15 protein-coding genes and 1 tRNA gene are annotated in these 20,557 nt (G+C 59.3%); 3 read left to right on the top strand and 13 right to left on the bottom strand.

Translation table 11 applies throughout. The annotated features are described in order from the left end of the window. Window positions 1–552 precede the first annotated feature (552 nt). Both AC1D17_RS19525 and AC1D17_RS19520 read left to right on the top strand, forming a co-directional pair. The gene (locus tag AC1D17_RS19525) at window positions 553–2,520 is read left to right on the top strand and encodes a M23 family metallopeptidase (RefSeq protein WP_477566989.1); all 1,968 of its coding nucleotides are present in this window, start codon (window positions 553–555) and stop codon (window positions 2,518–2,520) included. 467 nt (window positions 2,521–2,987) lie between these two features. Continuing rightward, complete coding sequence (locus tag AC1D17_RS19520; RefSeq protein ID WP_477564757.1) at window positions 2,988–3,185, top strand: hypothetical protein; 198 nt, start codon at window positions 2,988–2,990, stop codon at window positions 3,183–3,185. A 255-nt stretch (window positions 3,186–3,440) separates the two neighbouring features. Here the strand turns inward: AC1D17_RS19520 and clpB are convergent, their stop codons facing one another. From clpB to AC1D17_RS19460, 12 genes are all read right to left on the bottom strand, one after another. Continuing rightward, the gene (clpB, locus tag AC1D17_RS19515; protein WP_477566988.1) at window positions 3,441–6,047 is read right to left on the bottom strand and encodes an ATP-dependent chaperone ClpB; all 2,607 of its coding nucleotides are present in this window, start codon (window positions 6,045–6,047) and stop codon (window positions 3,441–3,443) included. Window positions 6,048–6,197: 150 nt separating this feature from the next. Further along, window positions 6,198–7,598 (bottom strand): MATE family efflux transporter, encoded by a 1,401-nt coding sequence (locus AC1D17_RS19510; protein WP_477566987.1) that lies wholly within the window; start codon window positions 7,596–7,598, stop codon window positions 6,198–6,200. A 326-nt stretch (window positions 7,599–7,924) separates the two neighbouring features. Continuing rightward, window positions 7,925–8,794: a DUF4167 domain-containing protein gene (locus AC1D17_RS19505; protein WP_477566986.1), complete on the bottom strand. Its 870-nt coding sequence runs from the start codon at window positions 8,792–8,794 to the stop codon at window positions 7,925–7,927. A gap of 353 nt (window positions 8,795–9,147) precedes the next feature. Then, the gene (prmC, locus tag AC1D17_RS19500; RefSeq protein ID WP_477566985.1) at window positions 9,148–10,029 is read right to left on the bottom strand and encodes a peptide chain release factor N(5)-glutamine methyltransferase; all 882 of its coding nucleotides are present in this window, start codon (window positions 10,027–10,029) and stop codon (window positions 9,148–9,150) included. Beyond that, a complete protein-coding gene (prfA, locus tag AC1D17_RS19495) occupies window positions 10,026–11,108 on the bottom strand; it encodes a peptide chain release factor 1 (RefSeq protein WP_477566984.1) in 1,083 nt (360 codons plus the stop codon). The genes prmC and prfA overlap by 4 nt, the downstream gene beginning before the upstream one ends. Before the next feature lie 75 nt (window positions 11,109–11,183). Further along, window positions 11,184–11,597, bottom strand: a complete 414-nt coding sequence (locus tag AC1D17_RS19490) for an endonuclease domain-containing protein (protein ID WP_477566983.1) — start codon at window positions 11,595–11,597, stop codon at window positions 11,184–11,186. Between the two features lie 198 nt (window positions 11,598–11,795). After that, window positions 11,796–14,063: a phosphoenolpyruvate--protein phosphotransferase gene (gene ptsP, locus AC1D17_RS19485; RefSeq protein WP_477566982.1), complete on the bottom strand. Its 2,268-nt coding sequence runs from the start codon at window positions 14,061–14,063 to the stop codon at window positions 11,796–11,798. An 89-nt stretch (window positions 14,064–14,152) separates the two neighbouring features. After that, on the bottom strand, window positions 14,153–15,406 hold the full coding sequence (locus tag AC1D17_RS19480) for an aspartate kinase (RefSeq protein ID WP_477566981.1): 1,254 nt from the start codon (window positions 15,404–15,406) through the stop codon (window positions 14,153–14,155). 194 nt (window positions 15,407–15,600) lie between these two features. Next, window positions 15,601–15,691 (bottom strand) — tRNA-Arg (locus tag AC1D17_RS19475). Between the two features lie 82 nt (window positions 15,692–15,773). Continuing rightward, complete coding sequence (locus AC1D17_RS19470; RefSeq protein WP_477566980.1) at window positions 15,774–16,994, bottom strand: hypothetical protein; 1,221 nt, start codon at window positions 16,992–16,994, stop codon at window positions 15,774–15,776. 297 nt (window positions 16,995–17,291) lie between these two features. Beyond that, entirely contained in the window at window positions 17,292–17,795 is a 504-nt protein-coding gene (locus tag AC1D17_RS19465) for an SMI1/KNR4 family protein (RefSeq protein ID WP_477566979.1), read from the bottom strand. Window positions 17,796–17,805: 10 nt separating this feature from the next. Then, window positions 17,806–18,645 (bottom strand): RHS repeat-associated core domain-containing protein, encoded by an 840-nt coding sequence (locus tag AC1D17_RS19460; protein ID WP_477566978.1) that lies wholly within the window; start codon window positions 18,643–18,645, stop codon window positions 17,806–17,808. A gap of 248 nt (window positions 18,646–18,893) precedes the next feature. Here AC1D17_RS19460 and ppk2 point away from each other — a divergent pair, with 248 nt between their 5' ends. Further along, window positions 18,894–19,790: a polyphosphate kinase 2 gene (ppk2, locus tag AC1D17_RS19455; protein WP_477566977.1), complete on the top strand. Its 897-nt coding sequence runs from the start codon at window positions 18,894–18,896 to the stop codon at window positions 19,788–19,790. Between the two features lie 191 nt (window positions 19,791–19,981). Here ppk2 and AC1D17_RS19450 read toward each other — a convergent pair whose 3' ends face one another. Further along, a complete protein-coding gene (locus AC1D17_RS19450; RefSeq protein WP_477566976.1) occupies window positions 19,982–20,482 on the bottom strand; it encodes a winged helix-turn-helix transcriptional regulator in 501 nt (166 codons plus the stop codon). Window positions 20,483–20,557: the final 75 nt, after the last annotated feature.

Raw genomic sequence — 20,557 nt, 5'->3', positions numbered from 1 at the left:
ACTTAATCCAGTCGCGAACATCCGCCGCCCACGTTTCTCTTTCTCTCTATTCAATTGTCAAAAAACCGACGGTCAAAACCGTCCAAAACCTTAACCCCGAGAGCCCAAAGCGTTCCCGCCTGAAACCCCAAATCCGCACCAAACTTTCATAAGAAATTTCAGAGCGAGTTCGTCGGTCGCCAGCAGCGCCGCCGCCCTCGTTGGTGAGCGGTTTATAGTCCCGGGCATCGTTCATAGTCAACAGGATTTTTGAAAAAAATGACAGTTTTTTGACAAAGCCTTGCGCCGTAAGGCTTTGCTGCGTTGCGGCAATCGGGATGGCCCTTTGTATGAGCCCGAAAACCCAATCCCGCCCTCACTTCTTCACAATTGACGCTCTAATCAGCGCTTCGCACCTTCCGTTCTGGCGGCTCTCCTCGTCTTCATGGGGAGCCCTTAGAGAGTGACGGCCGTTCTGTTTGACTTGGAGGCGTGAAAGATGCACATCTTCGCACAACATACCGAGACCATAATAAGAAACGGCGCGTAATCAGGGACCTCGCTCGAATTGGCATGATCACGGACAAGACCATGATGCGGTCGCTCGGCAACGAGCCGCCGATCCTTGCGGATGGACGCAAGGCCCCCGACCGGCGCGAGATTTCGCTGCGCTGGCTTTCGGGCACGTTCCTGACAGGTATTACCTCCAGCCTTTTGATGGGTGTGGCACTGTTTGCAGCCCTTGACGGACGCCAGCAGCTGGCCATCCCCGCCGAAGCCTATGCCGCAATGGACCCGTCCGCCCGCGGCTCGCAGCCGACCACAGCCGCCAAGCGCGGCGACCGTATCTTAAGTCCCAGCATTGTTGCCAAGCCGTCCGACCGCACCATCATGGAAGTCTCCACCATGACCCATGACGGCGAGAAGGAAGTGGTTCGCCGCCAGCCTTTCGCGCATGTGAAGATGACGCTGGCTGCCAATCACCAGCCGGCGGAAAAATACCCCTCCTTCGATCCTTTGGCGATCTTTTCCAGCGATGAGGCCGAGGCTGCCCCGGCGGCCAGCCGCACGGGCACGCTCTATGGCTCCGACGTCGAATCCGAAGTGGCGCTGAAGACGGTGGACTTCCCGCTCAAGGGATCGACCCTGAAATTTGCGCCCTCGATGTCGATGGATGAAGTCGAGGAGAATGTCCGCACCAACGGCTCGGTGTTGACCGACGGCAATACCCAGCTTGCCTCGCTGTTTTATGTCGATCCGCGCCGCTTTGCCTCCGATGCCTCCGATCTCGACCTGATCCAGGGCCTGTCGGCCCGGGTGGTCGAGGAGAACATGACGGTCTCGTCCTTCGAGACGATCACCGACCAGACGACAGAATATGCCGACGACGTCATCCCGGTGCGCCGGGCAACGCCGATCGCCGCCGTTCTGATCAATGCCGGTTACGGAAAGGCCCAGGCCGAGGATCTCGCCGGCTATCTGCGGCCGGCACTTGGTGCGACCGATCTGCAGGAAGGCGACGTGCTGCGCATCGGCATCATCCAGAAGGGTGAAAACGAAGAGGCCAAGGTCGTGCGCGCCACCGTCTATTCGCGCGGCGCCCATGTCTTCACCATGGCGCTGGACGACAAGGGGAATTTCGTCAAGGCTTACGAGCCGCCGCCACTGGCAGCCGTTGCCAGCGCCTTTGACGACAACGGAACCCCCGTGATCAACGCCGGCCGCGACCTGCCGCGCGTCTATGATGGCGTCTATCGCGCTGCCCTCTCCTACGGCATGAACTCGACGATGATCGCCCAGATCATCAAGCTTTTGGCCAGCAATGTCGATTTCCAGGCGCAGCTGAAGCCGACCGACCGTCTCGAGGCTTTCTTCTCGGTCGCCGACGACAGCGGCAAGGCGACGGACGACAGCGAACTGCTCTACGTCAATGCCAAGTTCGGCGATGCGGAGACACGTTTCTACCGGTTCCAGGATCCGGACGACAATTCGGTCGACTATTACAACGAGCAGGGCAAGAGCATTCGCCAGTTCCTGCTGCGCAACCCGGTCCCGAACGGCACGTTCCGCTCCGGCTTCGGCATGCGCCGCCATCCGATCCTCGGCTTTTCGCGCATGCATACCGGTGTCGACTGGGCAGCCCCGCGCGGCACGCCGATCATCGCAGCCGGCAACGGCGTCGTCGAAAAGGCCGGCTGGGATTCCGGCGGCTATGGCAACCAGACGCTGATCCGCCATGCCAACGGCTATGTCTCGTCCTACAATCACCAGAGCGCGATTGCCAAGAATGTCAGTGTCGGCTCGAAAGTCGTCCAGGGCCAGGTGATCGGCTGGGTCGGTACCACCGGCCTGTCGACCGGCCCGCATCTGCACTACGAGCTGATCGTCAACGGCAACCGCGTCGATCCCTTGCGCATCCGCCTGCCCGGCGGCAAGTCGCTCGACGGCCAGGCCTTGGCGCAGTTCGAAAAGGAACGCGGCCGCATCGACGAATTGCTGGCAAAGGACAATGGCAGCGCCGAAGTGGCGGCGGCGCAGTAGGCAATATCTCTTATTTGCAAAAGCCCGCGACCAACTATGACAATGGCCATATCCCCAAAGCCATAAACCTATCGTTGGTGACCGGCCTATCGAAGGAAAGCCTCGCCAATGTGGCGGGCAAGGAAGACGAAGTCGCCTTCTATTGTCAGGTAACGAGGTAGATTGGGCAGGAATTGCCACATGAAACCACATGGTGCCACGCGCCATCTGCGATCTCAGTGACTGTAACTGGCGCTTTGGAGCCATCATCCCGTTCGGCCAAAATCGGGCGAACGGAGTGACCGTTTCCCAGCATTGCCGTTAAAATATGCATCGCTTCCGAACTCTCGAAAACGGGCACGTACCTCACGCACACGGTCACATTTTCATCTTGTGCCCCTGCTACTTTAGGCTAAGGATGCACGTGCGGGAGGTCGCGAGGAGGCGGCTTCTCACAAAAAAAGATGTCAATCCTTGGGAGGAAAATGATGCATATATCCGATATCGCAATACCCCCAAAAGACCTCGATTTGCTCCAGACGGTTCTTGACGCTTGGTGTACTCAGCATCGCATTCTTCGCAAGGACGCGACTGCAGAAGCAAAGATTTTGATCAACGAATATAAGCGCGGCAATCGCTCGCAGATCAAACTCATCGACGCACTCATCAACAGCACCACGCACTAGCGGGATGAAATCCCGGTTACGTCGAGAACCCGGCCTCACCAGCCGGGTTTTTTAGTGCCAGAAGCCGCCGCGATACCCATAGCAGTGCCAGATGATAGCGAAGCTTTCAGCCGAAACTTGCCAACCCGGAGCCGTCCGCATATGGCGCAAAGCCGCCATGCTCCTGCCACCAAGACCAACCCGTTGGCATTCGTCCCCAAAACGAAAAACCTCCCCGGGTTTCCCCGGAGAGGTCTGTCTCAAACACCACTATGATCAAGCAGCAGCCTTCTCGGCCCCGCCCCTCAGCTTGAAGTTCAACCGATCCGAGCCGGCGAAGGCCTTGATCGTCGAACCATCCGGGAAATTGCCCTGGAGGATCTGCTCGGCGAGCGGGTCCTGGACATATTTCTGCACCGCCCGCTTCAACGGACGCGCGCCATAGGCCGGATCATAGCCCTTGTCGGCGAGGAAGGCGCGGGCCTCGTCGTCGAGTTCGAGCGTGATCTTGCGATCGGCCAGCAACTGGCGCAGGCGCGACAGCTGGATATCGACGATCGCCCCCATCTCGCCGCGCTTCAGGCGGTGGAACAGGATGATCTCGTCGACCCGGTTGAGGAATTCGGGGCGGAAATGCCCGCGCACCACATCCATCACCTGATCGCGCACCATGTCGCTGTCATCATTCTCGCCAAGCCCGACCAGATATTCCGCGCCGAGATTGGAGGTCATGATGATCATCGTGTTGCGGAAATCGACGGTGCGGCCCTGGCCATCGGTCAGGCGGCCGTCATCGAGAACCTGCAACAGCACGTTGAACACGTCCGGATGCGCCTTTTCGATCTCGTCGAACAGCACGACCTGGTAAGGCTTGCGCCGCACCGCTTCTGTCAGAGCGCCGCCTTCCTCGTAGCCGACATAGCCTGGAGGTGCACCGATCAGCCGGGCCACGGAGTGTTTCTCCATATATTCCGACATATCCATGCGCACCAGCGCTGTCTCGTCGTCGAACAGGAAGCGCGCCAAAGCCTTGGTCAGCTCCGTCTTGCCGACGCCGGTCGGGCCGAGGAAGATAAACGAACCAATCGGACGGTTTGGATCCTGCAAACCGGCACGCGAACGGCGAACCGCGCGCGAAACGGCCTGAACGGCATCACCCTGACCGACCACCCATTGCGACAGCTCGTCTTCCATGCGCAACAGCTTGTCGCGCTGGCCTTCGAGCATCTTTTCCACCGGAATACCGGTCCAGCGGGAAACGACATGGGCGATGTTGTCGGGCGTCACGACTTCCTGCACCATCGGGTCGAGATCGGAGCCATCCTTGCTTTCGGAAACCTCCAGCTCCTTTTCGAGCTTCGGGATCACTCCATAGGCAAGCTCGCCTGCCCGCTGGAATTCGCCCTTGCGCTGTGCGGCGGCCAGTTCGTTGCGGGCTTCGTCGAGCTGCCTCTTCAGGTCGGCAGCCAGGCCAAGCTTCGATTTTTCCGCCTGCCAGCGCGCCGTCAGCGCATCGGCCTGCTCCTCGAGCCCGGTCAGGTCCAGTTCCAGCTTTTCCAGCCGGTCCTTCGACGCCCGGTCGGTTTCCTTCTTCAGGGCCTCGCGCTCGATCTTCAGCTGCATGATGCGCCGGTCGAGTTCGTCCAGCTCCTCGGGTTTTGAATCCACCTGCATGCGCAGCCGCGACGCGGCTTCGTCCATCAGGTCGATCGCCTTGTCGGGCAGGAACCGGTCGGTGATATAGCGGTTGGAAAGTGTTGCAGCCGCCACCAGCGCCGAATCCGAGATCCGCACCTTGTGATGCTGTTCGTACTTTTCCTTCAAGCCGCGCAGGATCGAGATCGTGTCCTCGACATTCGGCTCGTTGACCATGACAGGCTGGAACCGGCGGGCAAGGGCGGCGTCCTTTTCCACATGCTTGCGGTATTCATCGAGCGTGGTCGCACCGACGCAATGCAGCTCGCCGCGTGCAAGCGCAGGCTTCAACAGGTTGGAGGCGTCCATCGCCCCATCCGCCTTGCCGGCACCGACCAGCGTGTGCATCTCGTCGATGAACAGGATGATTTCGCCGGCTTCCGCCTGGACTTCCGAGAGAATGGCCTTCAGCCGCTCTTCGAATTCACCGCGGAATTTCGCGCCGGCGATCAGCGCACCCATGTCGAGTGCCATCAGCTTCTTGTCTTTGAGGCTTTCCGGCACGTCGCCATTGACGATGCGCGCAGCCAGGCCCTCGGCGATCGCCGTCTTGCCGACGCCGGGTTCACCGATCAGCACCGGGTTGTTCTTGGTGCGGCGCGACAGGACCTGGATCGTGCGGCGAATTTCATCGTCGCGGCCGATCACCGGGTCGAGCTTGCCGTCGCGGGCATCTGCCGTGAGGTCACGCGCATATTTCTTCAAGGCGTCGAAACCCGCTTCGGCATTGGCGCCATCGGCGGTGCGGCCCTTGCGGATGTCGTTGATCACCTGGTTGAGCTTGGAAGCCGTCAGCCCTGCCTTCGACAGGATGCCGGACGTGGCAGCCGAGGTCTCGATGATCAATGCCTGCAACAGCCGTTCGACGGTGACAAAGCTGTCGCCGGCCTTCTTGGCCGCCTCTTCCGCCGTGGTGAAGACCTTGGCAAGCGGCTGCGAAAGCGAGATCGAGCCATTGCCGCCCGAGACTTTCGGCAGCTTGGCAATCGCGCCGTTATTGGCAAGCTTGGCATCCTTGGCGCTGCCGCCGGCCCGCTCGATCAGCGATGCCGCCATGCCCTGGTCGTCGTCGAGCAGGACCTTCAGCACATGTTCGGGAACGAATTGCGGATGGCCCTCGGCCAGCGCATAGGTCTGAGCCGATTGCAGAAAACCGCGCACGCGCTCCGAGTATTTTTCGATATTCATGCATCTACCTCCGGTAATCGGTCAGCCCAGTCCTGGCACTGCCGACAGTTGGAATAAGGCTCCCTGAAAAGGCAAGCCCGTCACCGGCCGGAACCCCGCATTGCACGGGACCGGCCGTCTGGAGTGAATATGGGGCCGGGATTTTCGAAATTAAAGGGGCTTGTTCGCCTCTCTTTCCAACTGACGAGCAACATCCATCCCGTGCGGCTTTTTGGTCTTCCAAAGGACAAAACCCGTTACACCGAGAAGCAAGACTTCCGCGATCGGCGTGGCAAACCAGATACCGCGCTCACCGAAGGTCATGGCCAGAAAGATAATCAGCGGCATCGTGAAGAGATATGGCTTCGACAAGCCGAGAATCGCAGCCCGCCCGGCATCACCGATCGCCTGGAAATAACTGCCGACCATGATCAGCGGCCCTGAAACGAAGTACATTGCCACCATCACCGGCATGATTTGCGCAACATCGGCGGTGACAGCATCGTCATTGACGAAGAGCGAACCAACCGGCCGCGCAAGGCCGATCAGCAGAATCTCGACAGCAAGACAGTAGAAGAATGTGACCACAACGCCAAGACGCAGGCTCTTGCGTGAACGGTGCCAAAGCCCCGCTCCGACGCTAATTCCGGCAATGGCCTGCATGGCCTGGCTCATGCCCAAAAGCGGCAGGAATGCGAAGGTCATGACGCGGGTGATGATCCCGTAGGCGGATACGACCACATCATATCGTGCGCCCGCCACCATCTGCAGCGACGCGATGATCGTGGCCGAGACGAGAGCCAGACCGACGAAGCCGAGGCTCTGCGGCGCGCCCAGCGCGACGATTCCGCCCCAGTCCTTCAGCAGGTCGCGGCGACGCAACAGGGTAAAGCGCAGCGTCGTACGGCCAAACGACCGGAAAGCGAGAAGCAGCACGAGCGCCAACGCCTGGGCAAGCACGGTTCCGAAGGCAGAACCAGCAACGCCCAATTCCATGCCGACGATAAGGGCATAGTTGAAGGCCATGTTCGCAAGCGAAACAGCGAGGCTGAGGATCGCCATCATTCCAGCCCGGCCTTCACAGCGCAATGCGTCCGCGTTGACCGAAAGCAGAAACTGTAGGGGGCAGGCGAACACGATGATGGCGGTGTAGACATAGGCCATTCCAGCCAAGGCACCGTTGCCGTTGGCGACGACCTGGATCAGCTTTTCGCCGAACCCGGCAAAAAGGACGACGGCAGCGACGCCGATTGCGAGCGCAAGGACATGAGCGGCCGAGAACGCACAGCGTGCCTCGATAAAGCGTCCTGCCCCGAGATGACGGGCCAGAACACTGGCCATGCCGCTGGCGACAAGTGTCGAAAGTGCGATCAGCAGCATGAAGACCGGGAAGACGATCGTGACAGCGCCGACGGCATCAGGACCGACATAGATACCGAGGAAGACGGCATCAGCGACGGTCAAAAGGCCGTTCATGCTCATCACGAAGATGATGGGAAGTGCCGTCCTGGTGAAAATTACACCGAGAGGGGCAGTCAAATAGGCGTTCTGGCTGGACGTGTCTGACGACATCCCGCTCTCCTCAACATTGCATTTCGAACTGAAGGAGGGGGCTCGCATTGCCCACCGCGCGAAATGCATCGAGGGGTGAGAAGGATCGTCGAAGTCAGACTTTCACCGAGACGAAACGTCCGCGAGCGGCTGGCATCTGAAAACCATGACGAGGACGTACAGATAAGCGGCGCGGCGGTCAAGGCTTGGGCAATCAGCTCTGCGCCTTGGTAGAGCCCGCCAGAAATGCCTCACCGCCCTACCCCACGAAAAAACCCGGCCGCAAGCGAACCGGGTTCTTCAAAATGCATCCCTGCAAAGGCCGCCTTTCGGCACCCTTTACCGATCTATTCYGTCGCGACAGGCTCCAGAGCCGGCTTGTCGCCACCCTTTTCGCCATCGGCCCCTGCCTCTGCGGCGGCTTCGTCACCACCGGCTTCACCGCGGCGCGGCTGACGGCGGGGACGCGGAGCCGTGCGGCGGCGCGTCGGAGCGCGGCCGGTCGGAGCCTCTTCTTCCAGCGCAACCTCGACTGGCGTGCCTTCGATCACCGGCTGCGGACCGGAGCCGTCGATGACAGGCTGCGGAGCAAGGTCAAGACGCGCGTTTGCCTGCTCGGAACGTGGCTGTTCGGGGCGTGCCTGCTCGGAACGCGGCTGTTCGGCGCGGGGCTGACGCTGGCGGTCCTGCTGGCGCTGGCGATCCTGCCGCGGACGCTCCTGGTCGGGCTGGCGCTGGCGGTCCTGCTGTTCCGGCTGGCGCTGCTGACGCTCCTGCTCGGGCTGCTGGTCCTGGCCGGCGGCATTCTCGTCGTTGTCGCTCGTATCGATATCGTCGTCGCGCTCGTTGCCGTCGCGGTCGAGAAAGTCGTTGCGATCGTTGTAGTCGCTGCGATCGTCACGCTGGAAACGTTCCTGCATCTGCGCCTGGGCGGCTGCAATGATGCGGTTGTAATGCTCGGCGTGCTGCAGATAGTTTTCAGCCACGACACGGTCGCCGGAGCTCTGCGCGTCGCGCGCGAGCGTCGAATATTTCTCGGCAATGTGCTGGGCGGTACCGCGAATTTTTACGTCCGGGCCGGAGCTGTCATAGGTCCGGGTGAGCGGGTTGGAACCCTTCCGGTTATGATTGTTGTTACCGCCGCCGCCACTGTTGTTGCTGCTGGTATTATTGTTGTTACGCCCACGGCCGCGCTTGTTCTGCTGTCCTGGCCTCATCGTTCACTCACCTGGATTCTCTTTGATATTGATGATCTTGTGGCTTCGCCGCTTGCCGGACATCCCGTTTAACGGAACCCGGATCAGGCAGACACGCGCCGCGACCCAACCGCCTCTCGACGGTACCGTCGCTGGTTAAAGTCAAATTAACAGGTACCCGCACCAGGCACTGTCCAACCTTAGCAACTCTTTTGTGAGAGCAATTCTGCGGCAAGATCTGACCGGAACGAATCTTTGGTACGTGACCTTTTGCCCAGTGCGTAAGCGGCAACCTAGCCCGCTTCCCATGTGATTCCAAGCCTTTTCTTCACGCATTCGAAAAGAACAGCCTAATATCCGCCTGTTTGCAGGGCTTAGAGCCGTGAAGGGCTCTGGTTGCCAAACGAGAACAGAATGGCGCGGTCATTTCCGCCAAGGTCCTTCACCCGGTCCAGCACGCAAAACCCCTCGTCTTCGAAAAGTTGCCCGACCACCTGCATCTGGTCGTAGCCGATTTCGACACCGACGATGCCGCCATCGGCTAGATGGGCTGCTGCATGGGCGGCGATGGTGCGGTAGGCGTCCAGTCCGTCGGCGCCGCCATCCAGCGCCAATGCCGGATCATGATCGCGCACCTCAGGCGCCAGCGACGCCACCACGTCGGTGCGTATATAGGGTGGATTTGACACGATTATGTCGAACTTGCCGACAATTGCGCCAAACCAGTCGCTTTCTATCGCCGCGAACCGCTCACCGAGCCCGTTGCGCACGGCATTGGCATGYGCCATCTCGACGGCGCCGGCAGATAGATCGGACCCGACACCGGTTGCCTCCGGCACGGCGCTTAAGAGCGCCAGGCAGATCGCCCCGGTGCCGGTGCCGAGATCGATGAGATGACAGCTTCCCTTCTCCGCAACGAATTTTTGCGCGAAGGGAATGAGTCCCTCGACGATCATCTCCGAATCCGGCCGCGGCTCCAGCGTAGCTTCCGACATTCCAAGCGTCAGGCCGTAGAACTCGCGTTGGCCGAGAATGCGGTGAACCGGCTCGTGCGCCGCCCGCCGCGCGATCGCCGCGCGAATGCGCGCGGCGTCCTTTTCCGAAACGATCTCGCCGCCGCGCGTCATGAACGCCACYGCCGGCAGGTCGAGCAGGCCGCAAATCAGGACGCGCGCATCCAGTGCCGCCTCGCCGATATGGGCTTTGAGAAACTGTTCCCGTGCCTCGGCAAACAGGCTGTCGAGCGTATCGGTCATCCCTTGACCTCGCCCAGCTGCGCCAGCTGATCGGCCTGGTAGTCGGCCAGAAGCGCATCGACCACCTCGTCGATCTCGCCCATCATCATCCGGTCGATCTTGTAGAGCGTCAGGTTGATGCGGTGGTCGGTGACCCGCCCTTGCGGAAAATTGTAGGTGCGGATGCGCTCGGAGCGGTCACCCGACCCGACCTGGCTCTTGCGCGAGGCCGAGCGTTCGCTGTCGGCCTTCTGCCGCTCCATGTCGTAGAGCCGCGAGCGCAGCACCTGCATCGCCTTGGCGCGGTTCTGGTGCTGCGATTTTTCCGACGACGTGACGACGATGCCGGACGGCATATGGGTAATGCGCACCGCCGAGTCCGTCGTGTTGACGTGCTGGCCGCCGGCTCCCGACGAGCGCATCGTATCGATGCGGATGTCTTCGTTGCGGATCTCGATATCGATGTCTTCCGCCTCCGGCAGAACGGCAACGGTTGCCGCCGAGGTATGAATGCGCCCTTGCGTTTCCGTGTCGGGAACGCGCTGCACCCGGTGCACGCCGGATTCGAATTTCAGCTTGGAAAACACCCCGCGCCCTGTCACCGTCGCAATGATTTCCTTGAAGCCGCCGGCATCGCCGTCGCTGGCCGACAGTACCTCGACCTTCCAGCCCTTGCCGGCCGCATAGCGCTCGTACATCCGGAAGAGATCGCCGGCGAAAAGAGCTGCCTCGGAGCCGCCGGTGCCGGCGCGGATTTCAAGGATGGCGCTCTTCTCATCAGCCGCATCCTTCGGCAGAAGCAGGATCTGCATGTCCTGTTCCAGCTTTTCGATGCGCTCCTCGATCTCCGGCTTTTCCATTTCGGCCAGATCCCGCATCTCGCGGTCGGTATCCCTGGCGGTCAGAAGTGTGTTGACGTCGGCCAGCTCGGCTTGCGCCTTCTCGTACAGCCTGATCTTCGTCACCACTGGCTGCAGCTCGGAATATTCCGATGCCAGCTTCACATAGACATCCGCCGCCGGCCCCTCGGCCATGCGCGCCTCGATCTCGGAAAACCGGCGCTCCAGCTCGCGCATCTTTTCAACAGGTAAGGTTGCCAATGTGTACTCCAGTGGTACCGTTCCGAGGAACGGTTATGTTTCTTGCAATTCGAGAATTGAACAAGCCTGATCCGATTACTGGTCGTCGTTTGACCTTCGGGCAGGGACAAAAGTGAGAGCAAATGACCTGACCTCCTCGACCAGCCGATTTTCAACGATTTCCACGATGGTCTCCAATACCCGTTCGCGGTCTTGAAGAACACACCCATTCCAAAAACGAACAACACTCCAGCCGCTCGTCACCATGTACGCGTCCCGCCTTGCATCATGGCGGCTATTCGCATGCTGACTGCCGTCAACTTCAACGACAAGGCCAGCCTGCCTGCACGCGAAATCTGCGAAATATGGGCCGATCGGCAATTGCCGGACAAATTTGAAGCCGTTTAGCCGGCGCGCGCGAAGCTCGAACCAGAGGGCCTCCTCCGCATCGTTCTCGACCTTCCGCAAACCGCGGGCGCGCTCCGTCTTTTGTTTGTCCGGACCTCTCATCTCCTACATCCATATGGGCCTGCCCCTCACCCTAGCCCTCTCCCCGCAGGCGGGGAGAGGGGATGACCGAGTTTGCCGCCCCTCCATCACCGTCAGCATCGTTTTCAGGTTGAGAGGAACAAAGAGTTCGCCGCTTGTCCCTTCTCCCCGTCTTACGGGGAGAAGGTGCCCGACAGGGCGGATGAGGGGCAGCTTTCTCTAAACCGGAATCCCATTCTCCGCAGCGAACGCCACCAGCATTTCGCGCACCGGTGTCTCGCTCCGCCTGTCGTCCAGCGCCGCATGCAGCATGGCCGACAGCTTGTCGATATCGAGCGCCAGGAGCATCGCCTTGACCGGCCCGACGGCCGTCGGCGACATCGAGACGGAACGGTAGCCGATGCCGAGCAACGCCATCGCCGACAACGGCTTGCTCGCCATCTCGCCGCACAGCGTCACCGACGTGGCGTTGCGGTCGCCGGCCCGGACGATATCGCGCAGGATGCGCAGGAATGGCCGTCCGAGCACGTCGAACCGGTCGGACACCCGCGCATTGCCGCGATCGACCGCCATCGAGAACTGGAACAGGTCGTTCGATCCGACCGAGACGAAATCGACCTCGTCCATCAGCTCGTCCATCTGCCACAGGAGTGCTGGTACTTCCAGCATGGCGCCGAACTGCAGCTTGCGCGGCAATTGCTCGCCGACCTTCGATTGCCGCTGGATTTCCTTCTGCAACAGCTCGCGCACGGTGCGCAGTTCGGACACTTCCGTCACCATCGGCAGCATGATGCGCAGCTCCTCGCCCGCCGACGCCCTGAGCATGGCGCGCAACTGCGTGCGCAAAAGGCCAGGCCTGTCGAGCGACAGGCGGATCGCCCGCCAGCCGAGCGCCGGGTTTTCCTCTTCCGCCGCGCGGAAATAGGGCACCACCTTGTCGCCGCCGATATCGAGCGTGCGGAACGTCACCGGCTTGCCTGCCGCCTGCTTCATGACGTTGCGGTAGAACAGCTCCTGCTCTTCCATCTTCGGCATGGTCGAGGCGATCATGAACTGCAGCTCGGTGCGGAACAGGCCGATGCCTTCGGCCCCGGATTCCGACAGTTGCGGCAGGTCGACCAGAAGGCCGGCATTCATCTGCAGCTTGATCCGCTTGCCGTCCTTGGTCACGGGTTCGACGTTGCGCAGTGCCTTGAACTGCTCCTGGCGGCGGGCCCTCAGCCGGACCTTTTCCTCATACGCCCGCTGCAGATCGGCCATCGGCCGCAGATGCACCTTCGCATCGTCGCCATCGACGATGATCGCGTCGCCATTTTCAGCCAGCGCCACCACGCCCGCCGCCTGGCCAACCACCGAAATGCCCATGGCGCGAGCGACGATCACCACATGGCTGGTCACCGCGCCATCCTCGAGCACGAGGCCGCGAACGTTTTCGCGCGGATAATCGAGCAGTTCGGCAGCCCCCATGGCGCGGGCGACGACGATCGCGTCGTTGGGGAAATCCGTGGCCGACATTTTCGCGCCGTAGCCGGTCAGCTGCCTCAGCAGCCGGTTGGCGAGGTCGTCGAAATCGTGCATGCGCTCGCGCAGATAGGGGTCCGTCAGCCGGATCATCCGCGCCTTGGTCTCGCTCTGAACCCGCTCGACCGCCGCTTCCGCCGTCAGGCCGTTGCGGATCGCCTCTTCGAGCTTCCTGACCCAGCCACGGTCATGCGCGAACATCCGGTAGGCTTCCAGTACGGCGCGATGTTCGCCTTCCATGGAAACGTCGCGGCGCGACAGCATGTCGTCGATCGAGATGCGCAAGGAACCCAGCGCTTCGGCCAGCCGGCCAAGCTCATGATCGGTATCCTCGTTCAAGAGATTGGTGACGACGATGCGCGGCTCGTGCAGCACGACGTAGCCGAGCCCGATGCCGTCATTGAAGCTTGAGCCGTCGATTGTCACCGGCCGCGACAGATCGAGTTCCAGGCCCGGCCGGGTGATCTTCTTCAGCTCGCCGGTTGCGACCATTTCGGCCAGAACCATCGCCGTCGTTTCCATCGCCTCGACCTCGTCGTCGCGATAGGTGCGGCTGGCCTTGTTCTGTACGACGAGAACGCCGAGCGAGCGGCCGGTCCTGAGGATCGGCACGCCGAGGAAGGAATGATAGATTTCTTCGCCGGTCTCCGGCAGATAGGTGAAGGCCGGATGCGCCTGCGCGTCGGACAGATTGAGCGGCCGGGCGCTCGCCGCAATGGTACCGACGAGGCCCTGCCCCATCTGCAGCTGTGCCAGGTGGACGGCGCCTGGGTTCAGACCTTCGGTGGCGTAGAGTTCGAGCACGCCGTCGGAGCGCAGCACATAGACCGAGCACACTTCCGCGACCATGTTCTGCGCAATCTGGCGAACAATCTGGTCAAGGCGCTCCTGCGGCTCGAGCGGTTCCGCCATCAGTTCGCGCAACCGCTTGAGGAGGACGCGTGGGCCCGCTGAGAGGTCTCTCATCGCGCAACGTCTCCCGAATAAAAGTCAACAACTGCAGGCGGCAATTTGTTCCGGCACACTTGCGCCAAAGCACCGTTGCCGCCGCTACCTTAACTCTTATCCAGACCGTAGACGGAATGCAAAGTGCGAACGGCCAATTCGGCGTAAGCACCGTCAATCAGAATGGAAATCTTGATTTCCGAGGTGGTGATCGCCTTGATGTTGATGCCTTTTTCGGCAAGTGCGCGGAAAGCGGACGCGGCCACGCCCGCATGGCTGCGCATGCCGATGCCGATGACCGAGACTTTCACCAGGCCTGATTCGTTCTGGATGACGTCGAAGCCGATTTTATCCCTGGCTTCGCCCAGCACCTTCAATGCCTTGTCGACATCGCTGGACGGCACCGTAAACGTCATGTCGGTCTTCGATCCGTCTTCCGAAATGTTCTGGACGATCATGTCGACATTGATATGGGATTCGGCGAGCGGTCCGAAGATCGCAGCCGAAACGCCCGGCCGGTCGGCCACGCGCCGGAGCGAAATCTGCGCTTCATCCTTGGCATAGGCGATGCCGGTGACGACTTCCTGTTCCACGATCTCATCCTCATCACAAATCAGCGTACCGGGCGGGTTCAGGAAATCGCCCATGCCCGGCGCGTCGGGGTCTACGAAACTGGAGCGCACGAAGGTGCGAACCTTGAATACCATGGCAAGCTCGACCGAGCGAACCTGCAGGACCTTGGCGCCGAGCGATGCCATTTCCAGCATTTCCTCGAACGCGATCTTCTTCAGCCGCTTGGCCTTCGGCTCGATGCGCGGGTCGGTGGTGTAGACGCCGTCGACATCGGTATAGATATCGCAGCGGTCAGCCTTGACGGCAGCGGCGATCGCGACTGCCGACGTGTCCGAGCCGCCGCGGCCAAGCGTGGCGATCCGGTTGTCGGGTCCAAGCCCCTGGAAACCGGCGATGACGGCCACCTGGCCTTCGCCGAAGCGGCGGATCAGTTCGGTACCGTCAATATCCAGGATACGCGCCGCGCCATGGGCATTGTCGGTCTTGATCGGGATCTGCCAGCCCTGCCAGGAGCGGGCGTTGATGCCGATGTTCTGCAGGGCAATCGCCAGAAGGCCCGAGGTCACCTGCTCGCCGGAAGCAACGACGGCGTCGTATTCGCGCGCGTCATGCATCGGCGAGGCGTCGCGCGTCCAGGAAACCAGCTCGTTGGTCTTGCCCGACATCGCCGACACAACGACGGCAACCTCGTGGCCGGCATCGACTTCACGTTTCACATGGCGGGCCACATTCCTGATGCGATCCATATCCGCGACGGACGTGCCGCCGAATTTCATCACGATGCGTGCCATGTGCCTCTACCGGTCGAAAATGCTGCGCTTGGGGTTCACGCCTGCTTTTAGAAGTTGGCGGTCTCTTAGCGAAAATGAGGGCGACGTGCAATGGAGAAGGAAGTGGGGTTTGGCGTGTCGGGGCCGAGGCCGCTTCTTCTCGCATTGAATGATCAGGCGTTCCAACGCGGCAGTGGTGTCTGCTATGCGAGCGGTCGCGGTAGCGGGAGTCGAACCCGCATCTCCTTACCCGGCTGAAGTCTCAACCGTCGAAAGTAAGGGCTTTGTCCTTTAAGCTACACCGCTGCGTTTGGACCGCATGGCATTCTTGTAGCTTGCGCCGACGATCGATTGTTGATCAGCTTTTGGCAAATCGACGCAAGGCTGGTCAATCGCGTCGAGCACGAGTTTTTCGCCCAAGTTCGATAGCAAGCTCCAATATCTCAGTCTCGTAACGTTCGGCTCTTGCTCTCCATTCCTCGCCTGTTTTCCTGCTCATCTGACTTGCCCAAACTATGAATGGGCCATGGCCCTTCAGTGCTTTTTCTTTCTCCGCATGGACATCCCAAATTCGAAGCAATATTTGGTTTTCCGATTTCTCGTCCCATACTCGATCAGCGAGCATCCGTAGCCAGAACGCCTCTTCGGCCTCAAGTTTTTGAATCCCTTGCTTGACGCTTGCGAAATTATCCGCCTCGTATTCGGCCATGTATTCATCGCTATTTTCGTGGCGGTTATCTTCTTCTTCTTGATCTATTTCACGTCTCAGTTCACTTCGCGCGAACTTGTTGATAGCGCCCGCTAGGCTCTCATCGGCAGCGCCTGTTGCAAGCTCAAACATTAAACTGCAGAGACTTGAAAAGTCTGATCCAGGCGTAGTCTTCAAATTAGGAGCACCGAACTGTAGCGTCATTCGGTACGCGTATTCTACAATGTGAGTACGCGCCCTGTTGTCACCTACATAGAAAGAGCGTTCACCAGCCTCATCACGATAAAGCGTCAGTTGTGCAGCGAACCGCAGCATTCCCAGCTCAGAACGAAATTGGTCGACGTCGCGCAGAGGTTGCGATGTCGTTCTCATTCTCATTACTGCATCTTTGTGATGCGCAAACTCGATGTCGACATGACGGCTCGCTCGATCCAGTGCCTCGTCCAACTGCTCTGCAAGGCTGATGAGTGAACTGATTTCTCCGACAATTTTTTTCCGCTGCTGCGCCGAGTATTGCGACTTCTCGATCACAGGGTAGTCGCCGCAGCAGGTATATATTTGTTGAATGGCTGAGGCGATGTCTACCAAATCATTAATATTGAACAAAGCCACGATAGATGGAAGAAGCACAGAAAGCCTCGAGATAAGGGTTTTCCGTATAGCAATGATTTCGGCGACCTCCTCGTCGCTGAGTTTCGCGCTGATGAAGTCTAGGAGCGCCCAATTTTCTAAGTACTTTCCGGCATCTTGGGACAGGCTTTCGGCAGTTGCTCTTTCTCTATCAGTGAACAGCGTGCCCGTAACTTCATTCAAGGCTGCAAGCATTAGATGATGCGGTATCTGGTCTCCTGATCTTAGAAATTTTTTGATCTTCGCTAGGTTGATGTATTCGTTGTGCATTTGTGTGGCCCCTCTCCCCACAATAGTTCGGATGCCGCTGAAACGCGAGGAGCTGTCGCGCCGATCGGCGCAAAGCCGCAGTCAATCGTCCAGCCGCACGGCCGACAACCCCCGCCTACGATCGGCACCTCTTTCGTCCGCCCGTCACATACTCGTCACATACCTGTCATCAAACCCTGCTCCTGTGCGCTCGACCAACGGGGATGTGACCAATGATCGACCAGCTCGACCGCATCAAGGCGGAAAATGCCGACAGCTTTGACGAAGAGCTGGAAATGCAGATGGAGGACAATCAGACTATTCGACAATATGAATTTCATTATAAAAATTGATATTCTCCATAAGCTTCTTAATAAATTCCCCAAAACTCTCTGCATAAACATCATCCAGATATGGAAAATATACTTTGCTTCCTTCATTTTTTCTAAAAACAAATACAGAATGGTTTCCGATATAAAAGAATGGAACCTCGTTGTCGGCGATAAAGTCGGGATAAATGTCCCATTCGACAGTTTTTTTACCAATTAAATCCGCCATTTCCGCAGGATCTTGAAATGAATTTTCATAACCTTGGCTTTGACCGCCATTCATGTCCTCCGTTAACCGGCCTTCCCCAACCGATTTCAAGAAATTTTTGTAAGAATTCGGAATTATGTTCCCGAATTCCTTCTCAAACTCCATTATACTATTTTCCTCAACGGGATAGAAAAGGTTCGGCGTCGTGTGATCGCGGGCTTCTGATGGTTCACGTGTAAACTGGCGATACCATTGCAGCACATCATCATCTATCTGGTCTTCCATTTGGATTCCCTCATTTTCCGCCGAAAAGCCCACTGAAAAAATCGCGCAGTGCATTCAATGAGCTGCCTGCTCTATGAACTCCCCCTTGATGATCAAGTGCTGAAAGAGGTGTCATATTCCACCATGTATTCTTACCACCGTCGCTGAGTTGACGGATCTGGTGGGCTTCATAGGGAGAACCAATTCTGGCATGTATCCGCCCACGTCCGCTTCTAATATCTTCTTCAGTGTACGTTGGCCATTTTCTCCCTGTTCGTCGCTCCCACTCGACTCTCAGGGCGGGGAGCTTTTGATCCCATGCATTCCTGCGGGTCAGCAGTTCTTTGCCAGTCACACTCCCTTTAACCGTCGTATTATCTCGAAGATCCTGGGCCAGATATTGCCGCTGCTCGGAACCGATCGCAATTCCACTTTTTTGCTCTAGGTCATTTAGATATCCGCGAATAGGACCGAGAGGATGGCCCATTATGGCCGCTCCAGCCGCGGTAGCTGCCAACCCTCCAATGCCGGGGTCGCCTAAGTTCGGACTGGCCTCATGAATTTGTATGTCTTGATCATTTATGCCGAGGTGTGAGTCCAAAAAGTCAGGGATATTGTCCCCGTCTCGGTCTGTAGGATCGAGAGGCGGGCCGCCATTATGCCCCATCTGATGACCGTTCGGATCACTCTTATTGACCGGATCATTGCCGGAATAGGCATACCGGTTGGTGCCCACGCCCTGTACCGTTGGGTCCATGGTGTCGGGCTGGATGAACCGGGCATTGGCCGCCGAGCCAAAGGACACAGACAGCATGTTGCAAATGAGCAGCAGACTGAGAATGCGGGTCGAAAACCCGGAAAAGCATTTCATGAACAAGCCCCCACTTGAAGCAGACCGCCATTGCGCCGACCGGAATTTCAACCATAAGTTCATCTTGGGTTGCAGTCAATGTACGGAGACGGCTTCCATGGGTTTTATGCGGCATTTCCAAGCTGGATTCCGAATTGCGTTCACCGTGAAATCTCGCAATTCCCGGCTATAGGCAGCGCCCCACCGCCCCGTCACATACCTGTCATCAAACCCTGCTCCTGTGCGCTCGACCAACGGGGATGTGACCAATGATTGACCAGCTCGACCGCATCAAGGCGGAAATTGCCGACAGCTTTGACGAAGAGCTGGAAATGCAGATGGAGGAGGACCGGCTCGACGAGCTGGTAGCCGAAGGCATGTCGGCCGAACCAACGCTCGAACGCAAGACCTATTTCCGCGAGCTGTTCCGGCTGCAGCATGAGCTGGTGCGGCTGCAGGACTGGGTGCAGCACAAGAAGCTCAAGGTGGTCGTTCTGTTCGAAGGCCGCGACAGTGCCGGCAAGGGCGGTGCCATCAAGCGCGTCACCCAAAGGCTCAATCCGCGTGTCTGCCGCACGGTCGCGCTTCCCGCACCGACCGAGCGCGAGCGCAATCAATGGTATTTCCAGCGCTACGTGCCGCATCTGCCGACGGCAGGCGAAATGGTGCTGTTCGACCGCTCCTGGTACAACCGCGCCGGCGTCGAGCGCGTCATGGGCTTCTGCTCGCCGGAAGAGCTCGACGAATTCTTCCGCACCGTGCCGGAATTCGAACGCATGCTGGTGCGCTCCGGCATCATCCTGGTCAAATACTGGTTCTCGATCACCGACGAGGAACAGGAATTCCGCTTCCAGATGCGCATCCACGATCCGCTGAAGCAGTGGAAGCTGTCGCCGATGGACATGGAAAGCCGCGTTCACTGGGAGGATTACACCAAGGCCAAGGAAGAGATGCTTGCCCGGACCCATATCGCGGAAGCCCCGTGGTGGGTCGTGCAGGCGGTCGACAAGAAGAAGGCGCGGCTGAACTGCATCGCCCACCTCTTGGCCCAGATCCCCTACGAGGATGTACCCAAACCCGAACTCGTCCTGCCCGAGCGCGTTCGCAACGACGACTACACGCGTCACCCGGTCCCGCCGGAAATGTACGTGCCGGAAGTGTATTGATCACAGCGAGCTTCCGGCAAAACTGCAGGGCCTAAAGGCCCTCATCCGCCCTATCGGGCACCTTCTCCCCGTTGCCACGGGGAGAAGGAATAAGCGGCAAACTCCGAGGCAGTCCCCTCTCCCCGCAAGCGGGGTTAGGGTGAGGGGCGGTTAGGACAATGTGGCGTCTGGATCGTCATTCGGCCGCCAGATCATTCGGCTGTCGAGTTCTTCGCCACCACCGCCAGATACGCCGCCTGCAGTTCCGCAAACACCGAGCGCTCCGGCACCGGCGCACCCAGATGCAACGCCCGCAATTCCCCCATGAACGCCGCCCACATCGCAGGCCCGCCTTCTTCCAAAAGTTCGGCCCGGATCGACAGTTCCTCGGATGCCTGTGTATGCCGCCTGCCCCACGCCCCCATCTGCGCCAGAAGCGGCACCAGCTGGATTGACGGTTCGGTCAGGCTGTAGATGCCCTTCTGCTTGTGGCTCGGATCGTCACGGCGGGAAAGCAGCCCGCTTTCGGTCAGCCGCCGCAGCCGGTCGGCCAGGATATTCGAGGCGATCCCCTCTTCCGACTGCGTCAACAGCTCGCGAAAATGCCGCCGGTTGCCGAACATCAGGTCGCGGATGATGATCAGGCTCCAGCGATCGCCGAGCATTTCCAGTGTAAGATTGATCGGGCATCCCGATCGCTGCACAGTATCCACGGCACGTCCCTCTTCAAAACCGCTTGCAATATAGGATCGGTTACTTTACAACGCAACCAGTTGCAGATCGAAATC

Source organism: Pararhizobium sp. P1_E7 (assembly GCF_056405855.1).
This window is presented reverse-complemented; position numbering and strand designations above follow the sequence as displayed.

Excerpts from the sequence above, each read along its gene's own strand:
- AC1D17_RS19525 (WP_477566989.1), top strand. The coding sequence starts at position 553 with ATGATCACGGACAAGACCATGATGCGGTCGCTCGGCAACGAGCCGCCG.
- AC1D17_RS19520 (WP_477564757.1), top strand. The coding sequence starts at position 2,988 with ATGCATATATCCGATATCGCAATACCCCCAAAAGACCTCGATTTGCTC.
- clpB (WP_477566988.1), bottom strand. The coding sequence starts at position 6,047 with ATGAATATCGAAAAATACTCGGAGCGCGTGCGCGGTTTTCTGCAATCG.
- AC1D17_RS19510 (WP_477566987.1), bottom strand. The coding sequence starts at position 7,598 with ATGTCGTCAGACACGTCCAGCCAGAACGCCTATTTGACTGCCCCTCTC.
- AC1D17_RS19490 (WP_477566983.1), bottom strand. The coding sequence starts at position 11,597 with ATGAGAGGTCCGGACAAACAAAAGACGGAGCGCGCCCGCGGTTTGCGG.
- ptsP (WP_477566982.1), bottom strand. The coding sequence starts at position 14,063 with ATGAGAGACCTCTCAGCGGGCCCACGCGTCCTCCTCAAGCGGTTGCGC.
- AC1D17_RS19480 (WP_477566981.1), bottom strand. The coding sequence starts at position 15,406 with ATGGCACGCATCGTGATGAAATTCGGCGGCACGTCCGTCGCGGATATG.
- AC1D17_RS19470 (WP_477566980.1), bottom strand. The coding sequence starts at position 16,994 with ATGCACAACGAATACATCAACCTAGCGAAGATCAAAAAATTTCTAAGA.
- AC1D17_RS19465 (WP_477566979.1), bottom strand. The coding sequence starts at position 17,795 with ATGGAAGACCAGATAGATGATGATGTGCTGCAATGGTATCGCCAGTTT.
- AC1D17_RS19460 (WP_477566978.1), bottom strand. The coding sequence starts at position 18,645 with ATGAAATGCTTTTCCGGGTTTTCGACCCGCATTCTCAGTCTGCTGCTC.
- ppk2 (WP_477566977.1), top strand. The coding sequence starts at position 18,894 with ATGATTGACCAGCTCGACCGCATCAAGGCGGAAATTGCCGACAGCTTT.